This window comes from Herbaspirillum hiltneri N3 (assembly GCF_001267925.1).
GTDB lineage: Bacteria > Pseudomonadota > Gammaproteobacteria > Burkholderiales > Burkholderiaceae_D > Herbaspirillum > Herbaspirillum hiltneri.
On the sequence record NZ_CP011409.1, the window covers coordinates 1,113,143 to 1,138,629 of the forward strand.

A 25,487-nucleotide genomic window follows, 5' to 3' on the forward strand; every position below is an offset into this window, starting at 1 on the left:
TGCGATGACCGTATTGGAACGCCTGCACGTATCTGGCTTGTGTCTGCAACACCGCACGGGTGCAATGTTTTGTGTATGTGTACCAGCCAGATACATTGGGACACAAATCATCCGGAGAGTTGTTTTATAAAGCAGTCATTGCCAACCACCTGAAGGAGAACAACATGACCGAAAAACTCTACAAAGGCTCCTGCCACTGCGGCGCCGTCCGTTTTGAAGTACGTACGGCGCTGACGCCGGCCGGACGCTGCAACTGCAGCCTGTGCCGCCGCAAGGGCGCGCTGATGACGCCGATGATCGACGTCGCCGACGTCAATATAGTCAGCGGCGAAGAGTCGCTGACGCTCTACCAGTTCAATACGCGCACGGCGAAACACTATTTCTGCAAGCACTGCGGCATCTATCCGTTCCATCAGACCCGCAAGGCGTCCAATCTCTGGCGCGCCAACGTAGGCTGCCTCGAAGGCGTCGACCCGTATGCACTGGAAGCCTCCGTGGCCGACGGCGCCAGTTTGTCGGTGCTGGAGGACGCATGAGGTATCTGCGGCGCTTTCTGGCGGTATTCGTCTTTGCGATGGGAGGTTTTGCGGCCGAGCTGGCGAAGCCGGTGTATTGCTCGCTGCTCAACGTTGCCAGCACGGCGCCGGCGCGCCGCCGCAAACGAGCTGGGGTATGATCGCCGCATGGAAAACCAAGACCACATCCTGATCGTCGACGACGACCGCGGCATCCGCGAACTGCTGGCCGCCTACCTGGAAAAGAACGGCATGCGCGTGTCGCTGGCCGCCAACGGACGCCAGATGCGTGCGGTGCTGGAGCAGGGCGCGCCGGACCTGATCGTGCTCGACCTGATGCTGCCCGGCGAAGACGGCCTGGTGCTGTGCCGCGAATTGCGGGTCGGCAAATTCAAGGCCGTGCCGGTGCTGATGCTGACCGCGCGCAGTGAAGAAACCGACCGTATCGTCGGCCTTGAAATGGGCGCCGACGACTATCTCACCAAGCCGTTCGCGGTGCGCGAGCTGATGGCGCGCATCCGTTCGGTGCTGCGCCGCGCCCGCATGCTGCCGCCCAACATGCAGGTCACGGAAGCGGTGCAGATGCTCGGTTTCGGCGACTGGCGGCTGGACACCACCGCGCGTCACCTGCTCGACCAGGACGGCACCATGGTGGCGCTGAGCGGCGCCGAATACCGGCTGCTGCGCGTGTTCCTCGATCATCCGCAACGCGTACTCACGCGCGACCAGTTGCTCAACCTCACCCAGGGGCGCGCGTCGGATCCGTTCGACCGTTCCATCGACCTGCTGGTGAGCCGCCTGCGCCAGCGTCTGCTGGACGGTGCGCGCGAGCCGCGCTACATCAAGACGCTGCGCAACGAGGGCTATGTGTTCTCCGCCACCGTCACCCTGATCGAAGGCGAGCAATGACATTTTCCGTACTGCAGTGGCCGCGCACGCTGTTCGCCCGGCTGGCGCTGATCCTGTGCGTCGGCCTGGTGTTGGCGCAGACGCTGTCGTTCTGGCTGACGCTGACCGAGCGCGACCAGGCCACCACCAACGTCATGATGGGCTACATCGAACGCGAAGCGGCCAGTTCCGTGGCGCTGCTCGACCATTTGCCACCCGCCGAGCGTCCGCAATGGCTGCCGCGCCTGGCACGCCGCAGCTATGAATTTATCCTGGGTCCCGGCATCACCGGCACGCCGCCCGATGCGCGCCTGTCCAGGATGGTGGCGAAGTCGATCGCCGACGGCATCGGCACCGAATACGCGCTGACCGTCAACGCCGTACCCGGCGACAAGGAGCGCATGCAGGTGCATCTCAAGCTCTCCGACGGCACGCCGCTGACCATCGACATGCGGCCGATGTCGGGCGTGCCGCTGTCGCCTTGGCTGCCGCTGGTGCTGGCCCTGCAGCTGATCGTGCTGGCCGCGTGCTGCTGGCTGGCGGTGCGCCTGGCGACGCGGCCGCTGCATGCGCTGGCGGTCGCGGCCGACACGCTCGGCCCCGATCTCAAGGCGGCGCGCTTGCCCGAGGACGGCCCCTCGGAAGTTGCCCGCGCGTCCAAAGCCTTTAACGCCATGCAGGACCGTATCGCCACCTACATGACCGAGCGCATGCAGATCCTGGCGGCGATTTCGCATGACTTGCAGACGCCGATCACACGCATGCGCCTGCGCGTGGACGTGATGGACGAGAGCCCGCAGCACGCCAAGCTGCAGCAGGATCTGCAAGAAATGGAAACCCTGGTCAAGGAGGGCGTAACCTACGCGCGCACGTTGCACGGCGCGGCTGAAGCGCCGTGCCGCATCGATCCGGACGCCTTGCTCGACAGCCTGGTATGCGACTACGTCGATGCCGGCAAGGAGGTGTCCTTGCACGGCGCCATCGGCACGGCGCTGGTGACGCGTCCGCAGGCCTTGAAGCGCATCCTCGGCAACCTGGTCGATAACGCACTCAAGTTCGGCGGGGCGGCCGAGCTTGAGGTCAGCGCGCAAGCCGATGGCGCCGTGACCATCGCCGTGCTCGATCGCGGTCCCGGGATTCCTGCCGATTCGCTGGAAGCGGTGTTCGAGCCGTTCGTGCGGCTGGAGGCGTCACGCAACCGCAATACCGGCGGCACCGGTCTGGGGCTGGCGATTGCGCGTCAACTGACGCTGGCGATGGATGCGAAGTTGTCGCTGCATAATCGCACCGGCGGCGGACTGGAAGCGCGCCTCATGTTGACGGCGCCGCGCTGATCTTTCCATTTCCGGTTCGTAAAAAAGGCCTGCCGCACGTCACATGCGGCAGGCCTTTTCATTTGCTGCGGAGCGGACGCCCGATCAGATCAGCTTGATATCCACATTGATGTTGCCGCGCGTGGCTTTCGAGTACGGGCAGGTTTCGTGGGCGGCGTCGACCAGCGCCTGGGCGACCTCGCGGTCGATGCCGGGCAGGCTGACGTTCAGCCGCGCTTGCAGGAAGTAGGCGCCGGCGGTAGTGCCGAGGTCGACTTCCGCGTCCACGTGCAGGTCGGCCGGGAGCTTGATCTGCAGCTTGGCGGCGGCCAGGCCCATGGCGCCGATGAAGCAGGCCGACCAGCCGGCGGCGAACAGCTGCTCCGGATTGGTGCCCTTGCCGGCGCTGCCGGGCGACGACAGCTCGATGTCGAGACGTCCGTCCGCGCTGCGCGCGGAGCCGTCGCGGCCGCCGGAAGTGGTGGTGGTTTTGCCGGTGTACAAGACTTTTTCGATGGTGGTCATGATCTGGTTCCTCAGGTGGTGAAATGATGTGGGTTAATTTAGATCGTATCCGATGTAATCGAATGCGATGCATATTACCTGAGTTTTGAAAAATGTCAACGCATTCGATTAAATCGCATACGATGTATAATTCATGGAATCCCGGCGCCGATCGCGCTGCCCCACGAGGAGTTTGCCGCCATGTCCCGTATTTCCCGCACCGCCAAGCCGTCTTCCCTTCAATCCTCCGCGCCGAAGCTGTCCGATTTCCTGTGCTTCGCGATCTATTCCGCCAACCTCGCGTTCGGCAAGGCGTACAAGCCCATCCTCGACGAGCTCGGCCTGACTTATACGCAATACATCGCAGTCATTGCGTTGTGGGAGGAGGACAACCAGACCGTCAGCGGTCTCGGGGAAAAATTGTTCCTCGAGTCGAACACGCTCACGCCGATTCTCAAGAAGCTGGAGGCGATGGGCTACCTCAGCCGCCGGCGCGATGCCGGCGACGAACGCCAGGTGCGCGTGGGCCTGACCGAGGCCGGCCGCCGGCTGCGTGAAAAAGCGCTCGACATCAATCTGGTCGACGCCTGCGGACTGGGCGAGGAAGAATTCGTCAAAGTCCAGAACGCCGTGGCGACGCTGCGCGACAACCTGATCAAGGCGACCCGGGCGCGCGGCTGACCTGACCCGCTTTCGCCGTCCATCTTTTCGCCGCCTCGCTGCCGCTGTCGACCTGTCTCCACAGTCATCGCCGGCGGCAGTTGTCATTTCAGTTGCCAACCTGTCGTCCACATCCCTCGCCGGTTTTTGCCACTCCGACAACATCGCGGCGCGATGACGCGTGCGCAGCGATTCATGCTGCGGACATGTGGCGATGGGATCAAGGCCGCAGGGCGATTTTCTAGGTAGAAGTACTTATATCTCTGCTACCGCCTATTGCCGACAATACGGGCCATTCCGGCTGGTGCGGAGTGTGCAAAAGGGATCCGCGAAGGGTGCCGGAATTGACATAGACAAGAAGGATAAAAATGAATTTCTTTGCCAATATGAACATCAGCAAACGTCTCAACCTGGGCTTTGCGATCATCCTGTTCTCTGCCATCGCGGTCATTGCGCTGAGCATCTGGCGCCTTCACACGGTGGCCGAGACCACGCAAGCCATGATGGAAAAACCTCTGGCCAAAGAGCGCCTGGTTTCGGACTGGTATCGCACCATCCACACCAGCGTGCGCCGCACCACCGCGATCGCCAAGAGTGCTGATCCCAGCCTGAGCGCGTTCTTCGCCGAAGACGCCGCCACTGCCACCAAACTGTCCAATGAACAGCAAAAGACGCTGGAAGGCCTGCTCAGCAGTGACAAGGAAAAAGCCCTGTTCGCGCAACTGGCGACCGTGCGCAAGAGCTATATCGCGGCGCGTGACGCCATCTCCAAGGCCAAGGCCGACGGCAACGTGGAAGAAGCCGCACGCGTCCTGGCGAAAGACTTTCCCGCCGCGGCCAAGGGCTATCTAGACTCCCTGCAACAGTTGCTCGATCTGCAGCGCTCCAGCATCGACGACATTGCCGCGGGCATCCACGACCATTACACGCGAAGCCGCAATCTGCTCATCGCTTGCGGCGCCTTGTTGTTCATCGCCGGGTGGGTATTCGCATGGCGTCTGGCGCTCAGTATCATCCGTCCGTTGAAGCAGGCGCTCGGCATTGCCGAGACCGTCGCTGCGGGCGACCTGAGCTCGCACATCGACACCAGCCGCAAGGATGAAACCGGCAAGCTGCTGCTGGCGCTCAAGACCATGAACGACAACCTGCAGCGCATCGTTGGCCAGGTGCGATCCGGCACCGATACCATCGCCACCGCCTCGGCTGAAATCGCCAGCGGCAACATGGACCTGTCCACGCGCACCGAACAGCAGGCCGGTTCGCTGGAAGAGACTGCCTCGGCGATGGAAGAACTCACCTCCACCGTCAAGCAGAACGCCGACAACGCGCGCCAGGCCAACCAGCTCGCCGTGTCCGCGTCCGAAGTCGCGGTGCAGGGCGGCAGCGTGGTCGGGCAAGTGGTCGATACCATGGGCGCAATCAATGCTTCATCGAAGAAGATCGTCGACATCATCAGCGTGATCGACGGCATCGCCTTCCAGACCAATATCCTGGCCTTGAATGCAGCGGTGGAAGCGGCGCGCGCCGGGGAACAGGGGCGCGGCTTTGCCGTGGTGGCGTCGGAAGTACGCAGCCTGGCGCAGCGTTCGGCCTCGGCCGCAAAGGAAATCAAGGAACTGATCAGCGACTCGGTCGACAAGGTCGACTCGGGCAGCAGGCTGGTGGAGCAGGCCGGCGCGACGATGGCGGAAGTGGTCGCCAGCGTCAGGCGCGTGACCGACATCGTCGGCGAAATCAGCTCGGCCAGCCAGGAGCAGAGCACCGGCATCGAAGAGGTTAATCGTGCGATTGCGCAAATGGACGAAAGCACGCAGCAGAACGCTGCGCTGGTGGAGCAGGCTGCTGCCGCTGCGCAATCCTTGCAGGATCAGGCGGCGACGCTGACGCAGGTGGTCGGCATCTTCACGCTGGACAGCGGGCACGCCGTCGGCAACAGCGCTGCCTTGGCGCCGGCGAAGCCGAAACCGGCCATCGTCGCGACCGGCGCCGCAAGTGTGAAAAGCCTGCCGCGCAAGCCCATGCCGATCTCGGCGAAGACCGCCGTCTCCGCGCCTGCAGCAACACCGAAGCGCCTGCCGGCCGCAGTATCCGACGACGATTGGGAACAGTTCTAAGCGCTGAAATTCTCAGGCCGGCGCTTGCAGGAAGGTATTGCACAGCCAGGCGCCGGCCTGTCCCAGTCCGCGTTCGCGCGACCAGATCACATGCACGCGGATGCTGCGCGGCCAGCCGTGCACCTTTAATTCCTTCAGGTCCGCCGCACCGAAACGCTTGACCACCCAGCGCGGCAATTCGGCCCAGCCGAAACCTAGTTCCGTCATCTCCAGCAAGATCAGATAACTCGACGCCGACCAGTGCAAACCGGGCTGTTGTTGCCGCGTCCGGTCGCGATGGGTGTAGGTGTTCACGCGCAGTTCGCGCGCCTGGCGCAGCATGTCGCCGCTGATCTGCGCAGCCTGCGCCAACGGATGCGCGGTGCTGACATACAGGCCGATCTCGGATTGATCGGCGATCGTCTCGAAGCCGATGTCCGGCGGATAAGACGGCTGCGCGGCCACCAGCGCCAATTGAACGCGGCCCGATTGCACCAGGTCGACGGCGTCTTCATCTTCGGCAATCAGGCATTCCAGGCTCAGGTCGGGAAAGCGCCGTTCGAGTTGCGCCAGGCTCTTTTCAAACACATCGGACTGATAGGTGTCGGACAGCGCAAAACTCAGTTGCGCCTCCCGGCCGCCGGCCAGTTGCTGCGCCGCGCGGCTCAGCTTGTCGTTGGCGTCGAGCAGCTGGCGCGCATGCGTAAGCAGGGCGTGACCGTGTTCGGTCAGCGTCGGCTTGCGCGTGCTGCGGTCGAACAGCGTCACGCCGAGGTCGATTTCCAGATTGGCGATGGCTTCGCTGACGCTGGACTGCTGCTTGCCGAGTTTGCGTGCGGCGGCCGAAAAAGAGCCGAGATTGGCAGCTTCGATGAACATCAGCAGGGCGTCGAGGGAATGCATCTATGTATCGCTTATTTATCGGATTTTCCGATGGTTAATAACTTCATTCTATCAGCGGAGCCATCGATAATCGAGGCCTTCCCAAGGAGAGAATCCATGAAGCTAGAGAAATCCCTGTATGAGCGCGTCCTGCATGCGGTGCTGTTCGAAGTGGTGGCGCTGCTGCTGTGCGCACCGGTGATGTCGTGGCTGCTGGGTGTGTCGTTCGCGCACGCCGGTGCGCTGACGCTGATGATTTCACTGGTGGCGATGACCTGGAACGTGATCTTCAATACCCTGTTCGACCGCCTCGAACGCCGCTGGAAGGCCTCTGCCGCCGAGCGCCGCTTTGCGGTGCGCATCGCCCACGCCGTCATGTTCGAGGCTGGGCTGATCCTGGCCGTGGTGCCGATGGCGGCGTGGTGGCTCGATATCGGGCTGATCGAAGCTTTCGTGCTCGATATCGGTCTGGTGTTGTTTTTTCTTCCTTACACGCTGGTGTTCAACTGGTGTTACGACAAGGCCCGCGCCGGCATGCTCAGGCGTGCAGCGTGCTGAAAACGCTGGGCCGAGGCTTGTTTTTAGCTTGTTAACTGCGTTTACAGCCTGTTGCAGTCAAGCAAGGCAAAAACAGGAAGCCGCCGTGAGGCGGCTTTTGTATTTCTTGACGCCAATTTCCGTCGCTGATCTCGCGAATGACACCGCATCCCCGACGCTATACTTGCGCGCCGCCGTGGGAAATCTCCGTGCGTTCCTGCTGCATTCGTTGTCATTCCAACATCGTATAAGAACAGAGACCTCTATGAACATTCTTGCCAACCTCAAGATCGGCAGGCGCCTCGCGCTGGGCTTTTCCATCATCCTGCTGCTGGCCATCACCATCATCTGCATCGGCATCTGGCGCCTGCAGGGCGTGACCGACGCCACCAAGGCCATGATGCAGCGTCCGCTGGAAAAAGAACGCCTCATCAGCGACTGGTTTCCGATCGTGCAAACCTCCATCACGCGCGTGACGGCGATCGCCAAGAGCACCGATCCGGCGCTGGCGCCGTTCTTCGCCAAGGAAGACGCGGCCTCGTCGAAGATCTCGACCGAGTTGCTCAAGAAGCTGCAACCGATCCTGGAAGGCGAGCAGGAACTGTCCTTGTTCAAGAAGATCGAGACGCAGCGTTCGTTGTACGTCGTGGCGCGCGACCAGATGCGCAAGGCCAAGGCCGCAGGCGATCTGGAGGAAGCCAACCGCTTACTGGAGAGCGCCTTCATGCCGCGCGCCAATGACCTCAAGGACGCGCTGCAGAACCTGCTGACGATGCAGCGCAAGAGCATCGACGACACCGCCGCCGATATCGAACACATGGCGCAGACAGGGCGCACGCTGCTGATCGTGCTGGGTGTGCTGATCCTGTTGTTCGGCGTCAGCAGCGCCTGGTACCTCACCGTCAACATCACGCGTCCGCTCACGGTGGCGGTCGGTGTGGCGCGCTCGATTGCCGATGGCGACCTGACTGCACGCATTGAAGTGCGCAGCAAGGATGAAGTCGGCATGCTGTTGTCCGCACTGAAAGACATGAACGGCAGCCTGCTCAACATCGTCAGCGACGTACGCGGCGGCACCGACGCCATCGCCACCGCGTCGAGCCAGATCGCCAGCGGCAATCTGGACCTGTCCTCGCGCACCGAAGAACAGGCCAGCTCGCTCGAACAGACCGCCGCAGCGATGGAGCAACTGTCGGCGACGGTCAAGCAGAATTCCGACAACGCCGTACAGGCCAACGCGCTGGCGACCTCGGCATCGGGCGTGGCGGCCGAAGGGGGCGATGTGGTCGGCGCAGTGATTTCGACCATGCGTTCCATCGATGCGTCGTCGAAGAAGATCGTCGACATCATCAGCGTGATCGACGGCATTGCGTTCCAGACCAATATCCTGGCATTGAATGCCGCGGTCGAAGCCGCGCGCGCCGGCGAACAGGGCCGGGGATTTGCCGTGGTGGCGTCGGAAGTGCGCAGCCTGGCGCAACGCAGCGCCGCCGCAGCCAAAGAGATCAAGCAATTGATCGGCGACTCGGTCGAGAAGGTCGGCGCCGGTACCAAGCTGGTGGAGAAGGCCGGCGTGACCATGGATGAAGTGGTAGCCAGCGTCAGGCGCGTGACCGACGTGGTCAGCGAAATCTCCGCCGCCAGCCGCGAGCAGAGCGAAGGCATCGATCAGGTCAAGCACGCCGTGACGCAAATGGACGGCGTCACGCAACAGAATGCCGCGCTGGTCGAAGAAGCCGCCGCCGCCGCGCAATCGCTGCAGCAGCAGGCTGCGAATCTGGCGCGCATCGTCAGCGTGTTCAAGCTGGGCCATGAATTGACGACCGGGCATGCAACGCGCGTGCGACGTGAAATCGACATTACTGCCGGTCCCGCACGACTGCGCTGAGTATTCGATTCGACGAAGAAAAAAAAGCCGCCCTAGGGCGGCTTTTTTCATGCGGCGAACAATGCCGATGACGGCGCGATTACTTGCCGGCAGGTTCGCGGAAGTAGATTCGCTTGGGCAGCGCCCACAGCAGCAAGGCCGCGCCGACCAGGCATTCCAGCGCCACCACGTACAGGCCCAGCGAAGCGCTGCCGGTGATGTCGCGGATCTTGCCGACCATGTACGGCGTGATGATGCCGCCGAGCTGGCCTACCGAGTTGATCAGCGCGATGCCGCCGGCCGCTGCAGCGCCGGTCAGCACGCGCGGAGGCAGGATCCAGAACAGGCCGATACCGGCGATGATGCCGGTCGCGGCGAACGACAGGCCGACCACCAGCACCAGCGTGTTGCTGCCGAAGTAGGCGCTCACGGCATAGCCCACAGCGCCGGCCAGCGCGCAGCCAGCCAGATGCCAGCGGCGTTCGCCGGTGCGGTCCGAGCTGCGGCCGATCAGGATCATGCCGATGGCGGCGCACAGGTAAGGAATCACGGTGATCAGGCCGATGATGAAGGTGTCGTCGGTGCCGGCGGTCTTGATCAGTTGCGGCATCCAGAACACCAGGCCGTAGATGCCGGAAGCCAGCACCAGGTAGATCAGCGACATGGTGATGGTCGACGGCTGCCTGAGCGCGTCGCGGAAGGAATGCACGGCTTCGCTCTTCGGCTCGGCCGCAAGGCGGGCCAGCAGCAGTTTCTTTTCATCGTCTTTCAGCCAGCGCGCGTCTTCGATCTTGTTGTCGATGACGATCCAGCAGATCACGCCGAGCACGATCGACGGAATGCCTTCCAGCAGGAACAGCCACTGCCATCCATGCAGCGAGCTCACGCCGTGGGTGAACTTCATGATGCCGCCCGAGATCGGGCCGCCGATCATGCCGCACACGGCGATGGCCGCCATGAACAGCGAATTGATGCGGCCGCGGCGCTGCGACGGGAACCAGTTGGTGAAGAAGTACAGCGCGCCCGGCACGAAGCCGGCTTCAAGGCTGCCGATCAGGAAGCGCAGGATATAGAACCCGGTTTCATTGGTGACGAACATCATCGCTGCCGAGGCGATGCCCCAGGTGACCATGATGCGGGCGATCCAGCGCTTCGGACCGACCTTGTGCAGGATCATGTTGCTCGGGATTTCGAACAGGAAGTAGCCGACGAAGAAAATGCTCGCGCCAAGGCCGTACACCGCGTCGGAGAAACCGAGATCCTGCTGCATCTGCAGCTTGGCGAAACTGATGTTGACGCGGTCGAGATACGCGAACACGAAGCAGATCACGAGCAGCGGCACGAAGCGCAGCGTGATGCGGCGGTATAGATTGGATTCCTGCATATCCTGCGCGGTGGCGGGATAGGGTACTGCGGTCATGACATCTCTCCTCTGAATCGATAAAAAGGGCGCAGCATGCCGGCCCGGGATGCTTGCGGCATGCCGGGAAAACAGGCTGGATAATGATTTTTATTATGGGCGGATAGCCCAGCGCATGTTCAATGCGCTGCCGCCGGCGAGGCGGGTGCTATCCGTTTGATTCCGGCCGGATTTGCGCCGGATCAGCGCCGGATCAATAAGTCGCGCGGCCGCCGGACAGGTCGAAGACCGATGCGGTGGTGAACGAGTTTTCTTCCGACACGAGCCAGGTCACCATGGCGGCGATTTCTTCCACCTTGACGAAACGTCCGCGCGGGATCTTCGACAGCATGTAGTCGATGTGGGCCTGGGTGCATTGTTCCAGGATGCGGGTTTGCGCCGCAGCCGGCGTGATTGCGTTGACGGCGATGTTCTTGGTCGCGGTTTCCTTGCCGAGGCTCTTGGTCAGGGCGATCAGGCCGGCCTTGGCGGCGCTGTAGGCGGACGCGGTCGGGTTGCCTTCCTTGCCGGCGATGGAAGCGATGTTGACGATGCGGCCGTAGTTTTGCGCGATCATGCGTTGCACGACGACCTGGTTGACGTAGAACGCGCCGTTGAGGTCGATGTCGATGACGCGACGCCATTCTTCCGGCGAGTAATCGGCAACGAGGCCATTCTGGCCGGCGATGCCGGCGCTGTGCACCAGCACGTCGATCGATTGCGTGACTTTTTCAGTGGCTTCGATGGCGCGTTGCACGGCGGCCTGATCGGCGATGTTGACGACCACGGTTTCAACGTTGCCGAGCGATTCGAGCTTGGTGCGCGCTTCCTGCAGCAACTTCTCGTCCAGGTCCCACAGGACGACTTTGGCCTTGCCTTGCAGCAGGCGTTCGGCGATGGCGAAACCGATGCCTTGCGCGCCGCCGGTGATGATCGCGCTGCGACCCTGGAAATCGTAATGATTCATGTGAACTCCGTTCTCTTTGCTCTTGAGGTGACCTGTTTGGAATCTGCCTTCTGCGGACAGTCTTCAATCCTTGCTGATGCGATCCGGTGCGGGCCACCGATGGATATCGACAGCCCGCGTCCGGAAGCGGATCAGGCTTATGCGTTCACGGTCTGTTGTTGCTGTTCGCCCAGGCCTTCGATGCTCAGGCGCATGGTTTGACCGGCGCTCAGGTAGACCGGATTAGGCTTGACGCCCATGCCGACGCCTGGAGGCGTACCTGTCGAGATCACGTCGCCAGGCTGCAGGCTCATGAACTTGCTCAGGTAGGAAATGATGAACGGAACGTTGAAAATCATCGTGTTGGTATTGCCGTTCTGGTAGCGCTTGCCGTCGACTTCCAGCCACAGTTGCAGGTTGTTCGGGTTGGCGATTTCATCGCGCGTCACCAGCCATGGGCCGATCGGACCGAAGGTGTCGCAACCCTTGCCCTTGTCCCAGGTGCCGCCGCGTTCGGTTTGGTATTCACGCTCGGAGACGTCGTTGACGACGCAATAACCGGCGATGTGCGACAGCGCATCCTTTTCTTCGATATACGAAGCAGCCTTGCCGATGACCACGCCCAGTTCGACTTCCCAGTCAGTCTTCTTGGAGCCGCGCGGGATCTTGACGTCGTCGTTGGGACCGACCACGGCCGAAGTCCACTTGTTGAACACGACCGGTTCGGCGGGAATGGGCAGGCCGGATTCGGCAGCGTGGTCGGCGTAGTTCAGGCCGATACAGATGAACTTGCCGATGTTGCCGACGCATGCACCGATGCGTGGGTTGCCGTCGACCACCGGCAGGCTTTGCAGGTCCAGCGCGCGGATTTTCGCCAGGGTGGCGTCGTCCAGCGCAGCGCCGTTGACGTCCTTGATATGCGCCGACAGGTCGCGGATCTTGCCGGCCTGATCCAGGATGCCTGGTTTTTCTTGGCCGACAGGGCCGTAACGGAGTAATTTCATTGCTCTTCCTTTGGTGGTTGATCTAAAGAATAAAGCGCCGTCGTGGCGACTGCGGCGCATGGTCTTGCTTGGAAATCGAGATAATACCAATTAATTGGTAAGACCATCAAACAACTTTGCCGCAGTTCAGGTGAAAATTTATAACGGGACAGGTGGCGATTTTAATTGGGTTCAGATGAGTACCCTTTAAAAATCAAGGACTTAAAAGCGCCGGGGATCACGTTCGGATAAGGCTTTTCCATGATGATGTTCCTGTCCCGATGTTCGTCCCATCAGGCCGAAGTCGCAATTGCGGAGGCGAAGTCGCGGTAGGAATGAAGGGGGCGGCCCAGGAGCCCGGTGAGGCGCTCCACGTCTCCGGCTTCAGGAATCATGCCCTCGGTGAGAAAGCGCTCGCTCATCAGGCGCATGTCAAAGGCCATCCAGCTCGGCATGAATTGCCGAAGGTTTTTCTCGAACCCGGCGGTGTCGTCGCCCGGATAAGCGATCGGACGACCCAGCGCTTCCGTCCAGATCGCAGCGACGTCTGCGCCCGTCAGCGTGTCGGGTCCGACGAGATTGATCCGCTCCAGAGGAAGTGGGGCGGCGGCTCGTTCCCGGCGGATAAGTTCGATGGCCGCGATCTCGGCGATGTCGCGCGTATCGACCATTGCCAGGCCCTTGCTGCCGATCGGCATCGGATAAATGCCGTAGCCGGTGACCACGTCTTTGATCGTGAGGTCGTTGTCCATGAAATAGGCCGGGCGCAAGATGGTGGCGTTGAGTCCCATTTGCTCGATCATGCGTTCAACGCCGAACTTGCCTGCGAAGTGCGGTACGTTCACGTAGAGGTCGCTGTGAATCACCGACAGGTAAACGATCCGCTCGATACCGGCTTCTCGGGCGACGTTCAGCGCGATCAGCGCCTGGGTGTACTCGTCGGGTACTACCGCGTTAAGCAGGAATAGCGTCGAGGCGCCCGCGAAGGCGCTGCGCAGCGAGTCGACATCCAGCAGATCGCCTTGGACGACGTCGACGCCGCTCGGGAAGTTTGCCTTCGAAGGGTCGCGGACGAGGGCGCGAACATCGGCGCCGCGTTTCACGAGTTGTTCGACGACCTGGCGGCCGATAGTGCCGGTGGCACCGGTAACGATAATGGTCATGATGATTACTCCTTGGTATAGGTTGGTAAATTCGAAGAGGGAAAATTAAAGCGAGAAATCCGCGACGGTCTTGCCGACTTGCGGCTGGGTCCGGTTGCGTTCGATTGCTTCAGGCAGTTGGTCGAAGCGCACGGCGGCGTTGACCTTTGATCGCAGGCGTCCGTGCGCCACGTCCTCTGCGATCATGTGCAGCCGGGCGGCGTCCGGCGTATTCATGAACCACAGGCCGCGACGCCCGCTTGGGGTGCTCGTCGCAATGGCCGGCGATGCGGTGCTGACGATGGCGCCATCGTCGGCAAGAACGGACCACGAGCGGTTCAGCACCTCGCCGCCGACGTAGTCGAGTACAAGGTCGATGTCGTTGGCCGTGGCTTCGAACTGCTCTTTGTCATAGGCGATGACGTGGTCAGCACCGAGGTCGCGAACGTAGTCGGCATCAGCCTCCAGGGCGGTGGCAAACACCACGGCGCCGGCCTGATGCGCGTACTGCACGGCGAATCCCCCGAGACCGCCGGCAGCGCCGTGGACAAGAATGCGCTGGCCGGCGCGTACCGGACCGGCGAAATTCAGGCTTTGCCATGCCGCCACGGACGCCACGGGCAAGGCCGCCGCATCCACGAAGCTCATCGATTCAGGCATCAGGCTGAGATTGGCTTCGTCCACCGTTACCAGATCGGCATAGGCGCCCAATCCGCCGAGTGGCCCCATGACGCGATCACCCTTACGCAAGCGGGTGACGCCCGCACCCACCGCTTCGACGACGCCGGCCAGTTCGATGCCCAGCACGGTCGGCAACTGCAGCGGGAAAGCATCCCGGACATAACCTTCACGGACCTTCCAGTCCAGTCCGTTGACACCTGCGGCCTGAACGCGGACCAGTACCTGGCCCTTTCCATTTCCTGCTGTCGGCGCCTCGATGGACGAAATCCTGATGGCGGATGGGCCGCCGTATTTGGTAAGAATCAATGCACGGACATTGTTCATGACTAAACTCCTTTGAGATGTGGGTTGGGTACGAACCAATAATAGGTGGTCCCACATGTAAAACAAAGACTGTAAAATGTAGACACTTCGTTTCAAAAGTGAGACATCATGGATTTCAACGCGCTTGAGGATTTTCAACTTGTGGCCTCCCATGGCGGCTTTGGAAAAGCCAGTCGCGCCAGCGGGCGGTCCAAAGCGACCCTGTCGCGTCGTGTCGCCGACCTCGAAGAAGCATTGGGGATACGGCTCATTGAGCGCGGCGCTCGCAGCTTGGAGCTGACCGAAGCGGGCCAGCTGCTGCGAGCCAGGACGGAGGGGCCGATGCACGAGGTCGCCGAGGCGGTCGCCGCAGCGCGGGACGGCCTTGTAGCGCCGCGAGGACGTCTGCGTATCGCGGCGCCGCTGCTGTTTTCTCAATTGGCCCTGGGGCGGATCGCCGCCCGGTTCCTGGCGAGCTATCCCGAAGTGCAGATCGAAGCCGTGGCCGAGGATCGTCTCGTCAATCTGGTCGATGAGCATTTCGATGTCGCCATACGGATCAATCCGGACAAAGACAGCGCATTGGTTGGCAGATGCTTCGCCAAGGACAGGCTGGTCCTTGCGGCCGCCCCCTCCGTTCAGATGCCAAAGGGAAATCGCGGCAAGCCGTTTTCCGTTCCGGCGGTGGTCACGCCGAGCTATCGCGACGGCGACATCTGGTCAGTTCGCAACGGCCAGTTCACCATCGAGCCGCGCCCCGTGCTGTATCTGTCATCGCTCCTGATGGTGCGGGACGCCATTGTTGACGGTGCCGGGGCAGCGATGCTGCCGCAGTCCATCATCGGAGGCTTGCTGGAAAAAGGCGAACTGGTGTCGTGGGGAATCGCCGGCGACGAAGTCGAGCTTTGGGTCCTGCACACCTCGCGGCGCTTGCAGAGTCCCAAAGTGCGGGCTTTCGTGGAGTTCATATGCGGGCAATATCCGAATGGCTCGTTCACCATTCCGATCCGATGAGTGAATCAGGTTCGGGTCAGTTGCCCCGACCTGATTTCCAGCGGAGGGCAGGAAGCGGCCCCTTTGTTTCCCGACGGGGGCGTTGCGGATGCGGCGTCGCGGGAGGCGCGACGGAGATGGTCCGGATTTTCATTAATCCCGCATTTTGTTTTCGAAAAAGCATATCTGATCAAAAATACGTAAATGCAAAGATATTTATGCTTTTAAATGCCTGAAACTCCATGTGATACGGCAGCACTATCTGTGCATGAATCGTTACCATGACGGTCAAATTGGATGCGGTGCAGCACGACATGCCTGGCGCATTTCTGCGGGCAATTCGTGTCCATCCTTGCCTCTTTCATCCGGAATATTCATGTCACTCAGCAGTCCGTCCGTCCCCCTCAAAAAAACCAAGGCCATCAGCGGACCTTTTCTCGTCTGCGTCGTGCTGGCGATCTGCATCTGGGGCGGCAACTGGCCGGTGATGAAGTTCGGCAGCCAGTACATCCCGCCGCTGTGGTTCGCCGCGAGCCGCTTTGTTTCCGCCGCCATGCTCAGCTTCGCGATCGCCGCCGCCATCGGAAAGTTGCGCTTGCCGCGCCGTGAAGAATGGCCGGTGGTGCTGGGCGTCGGCATCCTGCAGATGGGTTTGTTCACTGCGCTGGTGACCGGCGCCTTGCATTTCGTGATGCCGGGCCGCGCATCGCTGATCGCTTACGCCACGTCGGTCTGGGTGGTGCCTGGCGCGGCCCTGGTGCTCAAGCAGCGCCTCAGCGGGCAGCAACGGCTGGCGACGATGTTCAGCTATCTCGGCATGGCCATTGTGGTGTTGCCGGCGGTGTTGCATGCCGACCTGCACGGCATGATCGGTTACCTGATGCTGGCGGCGGCTTCATTGTCATGGGCCATCAATATTTTGCAGATCAAATCGACCAAAGGCGTGCGTCTCGACTTCGACCTGTTGCCCTGGCAGACGCTGGTGGCGGCGTTGCCGCTGACGGTGCTGGCGCTGGCTGTGGAGGGGGCGCCGGTTTTTCTCGCGGAGCCGCATTCCTGGTACGTGATCGCCTACACCGGCCCGCTGGCGACGGCGCTGACGTTCCTGATCGTGCTGCAAATGACCCAGCGCCTGTCGCCTGTGACCGTCTCGGTGTGCATGCTGGGCGTGCCGGTGGTCGGCATCACGCTGTCGTCGCTGATCTTCGGCGAAGCGCTGTCGGCGGATTTGCTCATGGGCGTGGCGCTGATTTGCCTGGGTTTGCTGATTCCGGCGTTGCCGCGCATGTCATGGCGGCGCAGCCAGGGCGTTGTCTGAACTCACCGACCGCGATAGGGCGAGTGAGGCTTTCAAGAAATCGCGACTCTGGCGAGAAGTCCGAGTACGGCGCACACGACGATCACGTGAATAACGTTGCGTTTGAAGCGGAACAGCGCAACCACTGCTGCCAGTGCAATCAGAGCAGATATCCAGTCAAAGCCCTGATCCCATCCTTTCGGCCACAGCACATGGAAGCCGAAAAACGTCGCCAGATTCAAGATAACGCCGACCACGGCAGCAGTGATTGCCGTAAGCGGCGCCGTGAACTTGATGTCTTGATGCGTTGCTTCAACGAGCGGCCCGCCTGCGAGGATGAATAGAAACGACGGTAGAAAAGTGAACCAGGTCACTAGCGTGGCGGCAATCGCCCCGGCCAAAAACAGATGGTCCGGCCCCAATGCAGCTTTGACATAGCCGCCCACAAAGCCGACGAACGCCACCACCATGATGAGGGGCCCCGGTGTCGTCTCACCCAACGCCAGACCGTCGATCATCTGCGTCGGCGTCAACCATGCGAAATGGCCAACGGCGCCTTGATAGACGTAGGGCAAAACGGCATAGGCTCCGCCGAAAGTCATGAGTGCCGCCTTGGTAAAGAACCATCCCATTTGCGTGTAGATATGTTCCCAGCCATACATGGCGGTCAGCCCGCCCATCGGGATGATCCATAAAAGCGCGCCTGCCAGTACGATTTTGAGCAATCCGATCCAGCTGAACTGCGCATGCAGCGGGGTTGGCGTCTCATCGTCAATCAATGCCCTACCAAATGATTTTTGCGAGCCCGCATGCCCTCCGCCAACAGCGAATCTGGATGGCGACATTTTCCCGCCTATGTAGCCGACCAGTGCGGCCATCGCCACAATGAGCGGGAACGGCACGTTGAGTGCAAAAATGGCGACGAACGAGACTGCGGCAATCGCCCAGAGCACGTTGTTTTTGAGCGCACGGGAGCCGATGCGATGCGCTGCTTGCAGAACGATGGCGGTGACCGCAGGCTTGATGCCATAGAACAGACCTTCCACAATCGGCAGATGGCCGAAGGCGATGTATAGCCAGGACAAGGTAATCAGGATCAGCAAGGACGGAAAGACGAACAAGACCCCGGCAATGATGCCTCCCCACGTTCTATGCATCAGCCAGCCGATGTATGTCGCCAGCTGCTGAGCTTCGGGGCCCGGCAACAACATGCAGTAATTCAGCGCATGTAGAAATCGTCGCTCCGATATCCAGCGACGGTTTTCCACGAGCTCCTGATGCATGATCGAAATCTGTCCTGCAGGGCCCCCGAAGCTAATGAAGCCCAGCTTCAGCCAGAAAAGGAAGGCCTCCCGAAAGCTCACGGATGGCGGCGCCTCATCGGTCACTTCCGCTGCGACTTCGATTTTATTCATTGACTGCCCCCGGCATGAGATCGACCCCGTCACGCAGTAGAGCGGCTTCGGACGTCTTTAACCCGCACCGTATCCGCGTGCGAGCAATGGCGTTCTGAGTGGAGAGACTGGGAATCAGTAGAAGATAGTTCACTATGTAGGATACCCTAGAACTCATTTCATCAATAGGCATGAGATGCGTTCTAGTATGTAGAGTTTTCTACAAGAATATTCAACGCCAACCTCAAATTCCAATGAACCTCAAAGATAGCCTCGCTCTCCCCGGAGTAAAAGCAGCGTTGCTGGCTGCACTTTTATTCGGAGCTGCTACCCCTTTCGCAAAATACCTGCTGAAGGGGAATTCCCCCTGGGTCATTGCAGGACTTCTTTATCTCGGATCTGGAGTGGGGCTGGCAATCTACCGAAAGATTACACGCGCCAAACCTGCCAAGTTGCCGAAACGAGAAGTAGCGTGGTTTGCTGGTGCCGTCATTGCAGGGGGTATCGTCGCGCCGGTGTTGCTGATGATGGGTCTTACGAACATGCCTGCGTCAAGTGCCTCGTTACTATTGAACGCAGAAGGTGTATTCACTGCGCTGCTCGCCTGGTTTGCGTTCCGGGAGAATTTTGATCGGCGTATCGCCGGGGGAATGCTGGCAATCGTGCTCGGTGCGCTCGTCTTGAGTTGGCCAACGGATACGGAAAAAGCCAGCTTGTGGCCATCTTTGGCCGTGTTGGGCGCATGCCTGGCATGGGGCATCGATAATAATCTGACGCGAAAGATTTCGTTGAATGACGCGTCGTGGATTGCATCTGTCAAAGGTCTGGCGTCAGGCTTTACAAATCTGGCGCTGGCGACTGCACTTGGCGCAACCTTGCCAAGCGGTTCGATTGTCCTTGGAACGATGACTCTTGGCTTTCTTGCCTATGGCGTCAGCCTGGCGTTGTTCGTCGTGGCACTTCGCCATCTCGGAACGTCGCGAACCGGAGCCTATTTTTCTATCGCCCCCTTTTTCGGAGCCGTTCTGGCCCTTTCGACAGGGGAACCTCTGACCTTGCAGTTGATTGGTGCGGGATTCCTAATGGCCGTTGGCATTTGGCTGCACTTAACTGAACGCCACGAGCATTCACATACGCACGAAGAACTCGAGCATGACCATGAGCATACTCATGATGCACATCACGCGCATGAGCATGCTTATCCCGTTGCACCAGGTACAAAACATCGCCATCGGCATCAACATGCCCGCATCGAGCACACTCACGCGCATTTTCCTGATGCACACCATCGGCATTTGCATTAACAACCAGCGACCGAAGTCTCACAAATCTGCATTGTGTGTGCGAATCAGTGGCCGGCATCCATTCGCATATTCAATAAGGCCGGTTGCGGTTGCTATTGCTTCGCCGCCTTCCAGCCACCGCCGAGCACCTTGTAAAGCGTAATGCGATTTTGCAGTTCTGCAAGTTGCACCTGAATGGATTGCTGTTGAATCGCGAACAGAGAACGCTGCGCGTCCAGGTATTCCAGGTAACTGGAATAGCCGGCTTCATAGCGGCTCTTTGCAAAACCGTAGCGCGCCGACTCCGCCGCCACTTGCGCTTTCACGGCGCCGGCTTCGTCGGCCAGCGTGGCGCGTCCCGCCAGCGCATCGGCGACTTCACGGAAGGCGACCTGCACCGTCTTTTCATACTGGGCGACGGCAATTTTCTTGTCGGTCTCCGCCACGTTCAGATTGGCGATATTCCGGCCGCCTTCGAAGATGGGGATGGATATCTGCGGAATGAACGACCAGGAGCGCGATCCCGAGTCGAACAATCCGGACAGCTGGCTGCTCGCGGAGCCGAAGTTTCCCGTCAGGGAAATACGTGGGAAGAATGCCGCGCGCGCCGCGCCGATGCTGGCGTTTTGGGAGCGCAGCACGGCTTCCTGCTGGAGGATGTCCGGCCGTGCGGTGAGCAGGTCTGAAGGCAGCCCGGCAGGCAGATCCGGCAGAACCAGTTCAGCCGATGCTGCGGTCGGGGTGCCGGTATCCGATGCGAGCGAATGGCCGACCAGCAAGGTCAGGGCATTTTCGTCGAGCGTCTTGCGCCGTTCCTGTTGTGCGCGTGCGGCCTTGGCGGCTTCGAAGAGCGACTCCGCCTGCCGCAGGTCGTATTCGGAGCTGGCGCCTTCGGCATAAAGTTGCTTTTGCCGGTCGTAGGAATCGGCCCGGCTGGCCAGCGTGCTCTCGGTAAGCTGCAGCAGACGCCGGTCGGTTACGAGTGCTTCGTAGGTATTGGCCACTTCGGCAATCAGGCTGATCTGCGCGGCGCGCTGCGCCTGCTCGGTCGCGAAGTAGCGTTGCAGCGCCGCTTCGCTCAGGTTCCGGACGCGGCCGAACAGATCGATTTCAAACGCGGCCAGACCAATACCGGCGAAATAGCTGCTGTTGACGCCGGCTCTGCCGGTCGGATTGACGTCCGCCGGCAGGCGCTGGCGTGCGCCGTTGCCGTTCAGCGCAAGGTTGGGCAGCCGATCGGCGGCCTGGATGTTGTACATCGCCCGCGCGCGTTCGATGTTGAGCGTCGCCATGCGCAGATCGCGGTTGTTGTCGAGTGCGGCGGCGATCACCGACTTCAGTTGCGCATCCTGGAAGAACTCGGTCCAATCTATCGATGCCGCGTGTACGGTATCGGACTGTGCCTGCGCACCGGAGGTTTTCCCCCACTGCGCTGCAACCGGAAGAGGCGGCTGTTCATATGACGGCGCCAGCGAGCATGCCGCCAGCAAAGAGCCGATGAGGGAGATGCCGGCGATGGTCCGCAAGGATCGGAAATTGGTTTTCATCGTGCTTGCCTCAGATGGAGGAGTGAGGGGAGTGAGCGGAATGACCCGCGCCGGTCGGGCGACCGGGTGCGGTCGGACGTTTCACCTTGAACCAGATGGCATACAGGGCCGGCAGGAACAGCAGCGTGAGGACCGTGCCGACGCCGACACCACCGATCAGGACATACGCCAGGGGACCCCAGAACGATGAATGCGTCAGCGGAATGAAGGCCAGCATGGCAGCGACCGCCGTCAGGATGACCGGGCGTGCGCGGCGTACGGTCGATTCGATCACGGCCTGGTATGGCGTCATGCCCGAGAGCAGGTCGCTGCGGATCTGATCGACCAGGATCAGCGTGTTCCGGATCAGGATGCCGGCCAGGCCGATCAGGCCGAGGATGGCGTTGAAGCCGAACGGCTGATGGAAGATCAGCAAGGTCGGCACTGCGCCGACCAGGCCCAGCGGCGCTGTCGCGAAGACCATCCACATGGTGGCAAACGAGCGGACCTGGAACATGATGACGGCCAGCATCAGGATGATCATCAGCGGGAACATCGCGGCCAATGCAACGTCGGCCTTGGCGCTTTCTTCCACCGAACCGCCGGTATCGATGTGGTAGCCGGCAGGCAGCGCAGCCTTGATGGCGTCCAGCTTGGGCAGGATGGCGTGGGTGACGTCGGGTGGTTGCACGCCGTCGCGCACGTCGCCCTGAACGGCGATGTAGAGCTCGCGGTTATAGCGTTTCAATACGGCGTCTTCGACGTTCGACGACAGCTTGCTGACTTGCGAGAGCGGAATCGCAACGCCGTCCTGCGTCGTCAGCGTCAGGTTGCCGATTTCCGTCAGGCTGGCGCGGTCACGCTTCACGCCGCGCACCATCACTTCGACGATGCGCAGGCCGTCCCGCACCTGCGTGGTCGGGGCGCCGTTCAGTATCGCTTGCAGCTGCAAGGCGGCGTCGCGCGGATTGAGGCCGACCTGGCGCAAGCGTTCCTGATCCAGTTCCAGGCGCAAGGTCTGCGTCCTGTCGCCCCAGTCGAGATGGACGTCGCGAGTGTCGGCATTGCTCTGCACCACGTCCCTGACCTTGAAGGCGATGTCGCGTACGGTGTTGAGATCGGGACCGACGACACGGAACAGGACAGGGAACGGAACCGGCGGACCGAACACGAACTGGCTCACCCGCACGCGGGCATTGGCAAACTTGCCGTCGTCGATCATCTTGCGGAATCTGACCTTGAGGGCGTCGCGGTCCCTGGCGTTGTCGGTCAACACAATCAACTGGGCGAAAGCCGGATTGGGCAATTCGGGATTGACCGAGAGGAAGAAGCGCGGGGCGCCCTGGCCGATGTAGCTTGAGACGATTTTCGCTTCCGGTTCCTTGCGCAGCGCTTCTTCTATCTTCTTGACGGTGGCCTCGGTGGCGCTGAACGCGCTGCCGGGCGGCAGGTTGACTTCGATGGTCAGCTCCGGCCGTTCCGAATTGGGGAAGAATTGCTTTTGCACCAGGCCCATGCCGAAAATGGCGGCGGCAAACATGCCGATGGTGACGGCGGCGGTAATCCACTTGCGATCGACGCACCAGCGCACCAGTGCGCGGAAGCGCTGATAATTCCTGGTGGCGTAGATGGCGTCCTGTCCGCCGGCATGCACCGGAATATCCGGCAGCATCTTGACGCCCAGATAGGGAATGAAGAGGACCGCAACGAACCACGAGGTGATCAGCGAAAATGCCACGACCCAGAAGATGTTGCCGGCATATTCGCCGGCCGTGGACCGGGCGAAGCCCACCGGCAGGAAGCCGATGATGGTCACCAGCGTGCCGGACGCCATGGGCGCGGCGGTGGCGCCCCAGGCGTAAGTCGCGGCAGAAATCCGATCCATGCCTTCTTCCATCTTCACGACCATCATTTCGATCGCGATGATGGCGTCATCGACCAGCAGCCCCAATGAAAGGATGAGTGCGCCCAGCGTGATGCGGTCGAAGTCGCGGCCCGTCGCCAGCATGATGACGAACACCGCCGACAGCGTCAGCGGAACCGCCGCCGCCACGACCACGCCGACGCGGAACCCGAGCGTCACCAGGCTCACGACGATGACCACGGCAAGCGCCATGACGAACTTGATCATGAATTCATCAATCGCCGCTTCAATGGCCAGCGCCTGATCCGACACCTTGGTGAGAGACATGCCGAGAGGAAGCGAGGACTGAATCAGGTCACGTTCTCTGGTCAGGGATTTGCCCAGCGTCAGGCCGTTGAATCCCTTCTTCATGACCACGGCCAGCATCAGCGACGGTTCATCCTGGATGCGCACCAGGAAAGACTTGGGATCTTCGTAGCCGCGTTTGACGTCGGCGATGTCGCCGAGCTTGAAGCTGCGTCCACCGGCCGCAACGGGGATCGCCTTGACTGCATCAATGCTGCTGATGGCGCCATCCAGGCGCAGGTACACGCGCGGACCGGCGGTTTCGACAAATCCGGACGGCGTCATGTCGTTCTGGCGGTTCAGCGCGTCGAAGATGGCCTGCGCCTTGACGCCCAGCGTGGCGAGGCGTTCATTCGAGATGTCGACGTAGATTTTTTGCTGTTGCTCGCCGAGGATGTTGACCTTCTGGACGCCGTCCACGTGCAGCAATTGCTGGCGCAAGGTCTCGGCTTCCGTCACCAGCTGACGATGCGGCAGGCCCGGTGCGTTGAGTGAAAACAGGGTGAAATAGACATCCGAGTATTCGTCGTTGATGACCGGACCGATCGCACCGCGCGGCATGTTGATGGCCTCGTCGCCCAGTTTTTTCCGGGCCTGGTAGAACTGTTCCGGCACCAGCGCAGGCAGCGTCGAATCCTTGAGGAACAACTTCATCGTGATGAGGCCCGGCCGTGCCGAGGTCTCGACGCGGTCGTAGTATTCCAGTTCCTGCAGGCGTTTTTCCAGGCGGTCACCGACCTGTTGCTGCATTTCCCTGGCGGTGGCGCCAGGCCAGATCGCAGTCACGGTCATGATTTTGACGGTGAAGCTGGGGTCTTCTGCGCGCCCGAGTTTGATGAAGGCGAACGCGCCGGCGGCGGCAATGGCGATGATCAGGAATAGCGTGACTGCACGTTCCCTTACGCCAAAAGCGGAAAGATTGAAGCCGCTCATGATGCCTCGCCCGTACGTGCTACCGGCAGGAGCGACACCTTGTCGCCGGCTTTGAGCAGATGAGTGCCGTAGGCGACGACTACGTCGCCCGATTTCAAGCCTGCGCCGATGACGGCGAATTCTTCACCGAGACGGGCAACCGTCACGGGTACCAGCTTGACGGCCTGGGTCTGTTTCTCGATCAGCCAGACGCTGGCGCCGTGGCCCTTGTCGATGAGCGCGCCGATGGGGACCTCGGTATACCCGGAGGAAGAGGCATCGCCGGTGAGCCTGACGGTCACCGTCGAGCCCAGCGGCGCTTGTTCTCCTTTGCCGGACAGGACGTAGCGCGCCTGATAGGTGCGGGTGAGGGGATCGGCCACGGCCGAGAGTTCTCTCAGCCGGGCCGGGAATTTTTCCGTGTCGTCCGTATACAGCGTCGCGCTCGCCTGGCGGCGCGCCTGGCCGAGACCGTTCTCGGGGATGCTGACGACTGCCTCACGCGGCCCCTTCTGCGCCAGCCGCACGATCGTTTGTCCGGCGCTGACCACCTGGCCGGCATCGGACAGCACATCCATGACGACACCATCGGCGTCTGCGCGCAGGACGGAGTAGTCGGATTGATTTTCCACCTGGCCGGCGCGTGCACGTTCGGCGTCGAGCTGCGCCCTGGCGGAATCCGCCAGCGCCTTGCTTTGTTCATACGCCTGTCTGGAAACGGCGCCGGAGTCGAGCAGCTTGCGCAGGCGCAGTTCATCCGCCTGAGCCTGCACGTCGCGTGCCTGCGCGGCGATCACCGCGGCGCGCGCGGCATTCTGCGCCAGGGTGTAGTCGGTGCTGTCGAGCTTGAGCAGCGGCTGGCCGCGTTTCACCAGTTCACCCGGATCGACCAGGCGTTCCACGATCTTGCCGGGGACCCGGAACCCCAGATTGCTCTCCGTGCGCGCATGCACGACACCGGTATAGCTGGCGGAATCATGTTCGGCGTTCTGAACGACAAAGGAGGCAACTTTAGGCGTTGTCGCCGTAGACGGCGCCGGTTTGCTGCAGGCGGCCAGCGTCGCGATCAACGCGCCTGACAGCGCCATGCCCAGATATTTATTGCTGATTCCCATGAAACCCCTCGCTGATGAAATGAATCAATTTAATGTGTATATGCA

General features: G+C 61.2%; 22 protein-coding genes. 11 read left to right on the forward strand and 11 right to left on the reverse strand.

Annotated elements, in window-relative coordinates; all coding sequences use genetic code 11:
* Nucleotides 1-164 precede the first annotated feature (164 nt).
* The 4 genes from F506_RS05025 to F506_RS05035 are packed head-to-tail and all read left to right on the forward strand — an operon-like array spanning nucleotide 165 to nucleotide 2,737.
* Nucleotides 165-536, forward strand: a complete 372-nt coding sequence (locus F506_RS05025; RefSeq protein ID WP_053201275.1) for a GFA family protein — start codon at nucleotides 165-167, stop codon at nucleotides 534-536.
* Nucleotides 533-676 (forward strand): hypothetical protein, encoded by a 144-nt coding sequence (locus tag F506_RS23475; RefSeq protein WP_167552699.1) that lies wholly within the window; start codon nucleotides 533-535, stop codon nucleotides 674-676. The genes F506_RS05025 and F506_RS23475 overlap by 4 nt, the downstream gene beginning before the upstream one ends.
* A 7-nt stretch (nucleotides 677-683) precedes the next feature.
* Nucleotides 684-1,424, forward strand: coding sequence for a response regulator (locus tag F506_RS05030; protein WP_053195613.1), 741 nt, complete (start codon nucleotides 684-686; stop codon nucleotides 1,422-1,424).
* Nucleotides 1,421-2,737 (forward strand): ATP-binding protein, encoded by a 1,317-nt coding sequence (locus F506_RS05035; protein WP_053195614.1) that lies wholly within the window; start codon nucleotides 1,421-1,423, stop codon nucleotides 2,735-2,737. The genes F506_RS05030 and F506_RS05035 overlap by 4 nt, the downstream gene beginning before the upstream one ends.
* A gap of 84 nt (nucleotides 2,738-2,821) precedes the next feature.
* Here the strand turns inward: F506_RS05035 and F506_RS05040 are convergent, their stop codons facing one another.
* Nucleotides 2,822-3,241, reverse strand: a complete 420-nt coding sequence (locus F506_RS05040; protein ID WP_053195615.1) for an organic hydroperoxide resistance protein — start codon at nucleotides 3,239-3,241, stop codon at nucleotides 2,822-2,824.
* Nucleotides 3,242-3,421: 180 nt separating this feature from the next.
* Between F506_RS05040 and F506_RS05045 the strand changes: the two genes are divergently transcribed.
* Complete coding sequence (locus tag F506_RS05045; RefSeq protein WP_053195616.1) at nucleotides 3,422-3,901, forward strand: MarR family winged helix-turn-helix transcriptional regulator; 480 nt, start codon at nucleotides 3,422-3,424, stop codon at nucleotides 3,899-3,901.
* Nucleotides 3,902-4,248: 347 nt separating this feature from the next.
* Nucleotides 4,249-5,994, forward strand: coding sequence for a methyl-accepting chemotaxis protein (locus F506_RS05050; RefSeq protein ID WP_053195617.1), 1,746 nt, complete (start codon nucleotides 4,249-4,251; stop codon nucleotides 5,992-5,994).
* A gap of 12 nt (nucleotides 5,995-6,006) precedes the next feature.
* Here F506_RS05050 and F506_RS05055 read toward each other — a convergent pair whose 3' ends face one another.
* Entirely contained in the window at nucleotides 6,007-6,876 is an 870-nt protein-coding gene (locus F506_RS05055; protein ID WP_053195618.1) for a LysR family transcriptional regulator, read from the reverse strand.
* Between the two features lie 96 nt (nucleotides 6,877-6,972).
* On the opposite strand from F506_RS05055, the gene F506_RS05060 reads away from it, so the two are divergent.
* Together F506_RS05060 and F506_RS05065 are read left to right on the forward strand one after the other, a co-directional pair.
* Complete coding sequence (locus F506_RS05060) at nucleotides 6,973-7,413, forward strand: multidrug/biocide efflux PACE transporter (protein WP_053195619.1); 441 nt, start codon at nucleotides 6,973-6,975, stop codon at nucleotides 7,411-7,413.
* A gap of 244 nt (nucleotides 7,414-7,657) precedes the next feature.
* The gene (locus F506_RS05065; protein ID WP_053195620.1) at nucleotides 7,658-9,280 is read left to right on the forward strand and encodes a methyl-accepting chemotaxis protein; all 1,623 of its coding nucleotides are present in this window, start codon (nucleotides 7,658-7,660) and stop codon (nucleotides 9,278-9,280) included.
* A gap of 79 nt (nucleotides 9,281-9,359) precedes the next feature.
* Here the strand turns inward: F506_RS05065 and F506_RS05070 are convergent, their stop codons facing one another.
* From F506_RS05070 to F506_RS05090, 5 genes are all read right to left on the reverse strand, one after another.
* Nucleotides 9,360-10,679 (reverse strand): MFS transporter, encoded by a 1,320-nt coding sequence (locus F506_RS05070; RefSeq protein WP_053195621.1) that lies wholly within the window; start codon nucleotides 10,677-10,679, stop codon nucleotides 9,360-9,362.
* Between the two features lie 193 nt (nucleotides 10,680-10,872).
* Nucleotides 10,873-11,625 carry an SDR family oxidoreductase gene (locus tag F506_RS05075; protein WP_053195622.1) on the reverse strand — a complete coding sequence of 251 codons (753 nt, stop codon included), beginning with the start codon at nucleotides 11,623-11,625 and terminating at the stop codon, nucleotides 10,873-10,875.
* Nucleotides 11,626-11,762: 137 nt separating this feature from the next.
* Complete coding sequence (locus F506_RS05080) at nucleotides 11,763-12,608, reverse strand: ureidoglycolate lyase (RefSeq protein ID WP_053195623.1); 846 nt, start codon at nucleotides 12,606-12,608, stop codon at nucleotides 11,763-11,765.
* Between the two features lie 272 nt (nucleotides 12,609-12,880).
* Nucleotides 12,881-13,750, reverse strand: coding sequence for an SDR family oxidoreductase (locus tag F506_RS05085; RefSeq protein WP_053195624.1), 870 nt, complete (start codon nucleotides 13,748-13,750; stop codon nucleotides 12,881-12,883).
* Nucleotides 13,751-13,795: 45 nt separating this feature from the next.
* Nucleotides 13,796-14,734 carry an NADP-dependent oxidoreductase gene (locus tag F506_RS05090; protein ID WP_053195625.1) on the reverse strand — a complete coding sequence of 313 codons (939 nt, stop codon included), beginning with the start codon at nucleotides 14,732-14,734 and terminating at the stop codon, nucleotides 13,796-13,798.
* Between the two features lie 108 nt (nucleotides 14,735-14,842).
* Between F506_RS05090 and F506_RS05095 the strand changes: the two genes are divergently transcribed.
* Together F506_RS05095 and F506_RS05100 are read left to right on the forward strand one after the other, a co-directional pair.
* A complete protein-coding gene (locus F506_RS05095; RefSeq protein ID WP_053195626.1) occupies nucleotides 14,843-15,727 on the forward strand; it encodes a LysR family transcriptional regulator in 885 nt (294 codons plus the stop codon).
* A gap of 355 nt (nucleotides 15,728-16,082) precedes the next feature.
* Nucleotides 16,083-17,024: a DMT family transporter gene (locus F506_RS05100; protein WP_053195627.1), complete on the forward strand. Its 942-nt coding sequence runs from the start codon at nucleotides 16,083-16,085 to the stop codon at nucleotides 17,022-17,024.
* A gap of 32 nt (nucleotides 17,025-17,056) precedes the next feature.
* Here the strand turns inward: F506_RS05100 and chrA are convergent, their stop codons facing one another.
* The gene (gene chrA, locus F506_RS05105; RefSeq protein ID WP_053195628.1) at nucleotides 17,057-18,418 is read right to left on the reverse strand and encodes a chromate efflux transporter; all 1,362 of its coding nucleotides are present in this window, start codon (nucleotides 18,416-18,418) and stop codon (nucleotides 17,057-17,059) included.
* A gap of 233 nt (nucleotides 18,419-18,651) precedes the next feature.
* Between chrA and F506_RS22570 the strand changes: the two genes are divergently transcribed.
* Nucleotides 18,652-19,701, forward strand: coding sequence for a DMT family transporter (locus F506_RS22570; protein ID WP_083457608.1), 1,050 nt, complete (start codon nucleotides 18,652-18,654; stop codon nucleotides 19,699-19,701).
* Between the two features lie 92 nt (nucleotides 19,702-19,793).
* Here the strand turns inward: F506_RS22570 and F506_RS05110 are convergent, their stop codons facing one another.
* The 3 genes from F506_RS05110 to F506_RS05120 are packed head-to-tail and all read right to left on the reverse strand — an operon-like array spanning nucleotide 19,794 to nucleotide 25,442.
* A complete protein-coding gene (locus F506_RS05110) occupies nucleotides 19,794-21,227 on the reverse strand; it encodes an efflux transporter outer membrane subunit (protein WP_053195629.1) in 1,434 nt (477 codons plus the stop codon).
* 10 nt (nucleotides 21,228-21,237) lie between these two features.
* The gene (locus F506_RS05115) at nucleotides 21,238-24,348 is read right to left on the reverse strand and encodes an efflux RND transporter permease subunit (RefSeq protein ID WP_053195630.1); all 3,111 of its coding nucleotides are present in this window, start codon (nucleotides 24,346-24,348) and stop codon (nucleotides 21,238-21,240) included.
* A complete protein-coding gene (locus tag F506_RS05120; protein ID WP_053195631.1) occupies nucleotides 24,345-25,442 on the reverse strand; it encodes an efflux RND transporter periplasmic adaptor subunit in 1,098 nt (365 codons plus the stop codon). The genes F506_RS05115 and F506_RS05120 overlap by 4 nt, the downstream gene beginning before the upstream one ends.
* Nucleotides 25,443-25,487 lie beyond the last annotated feature (45 nt).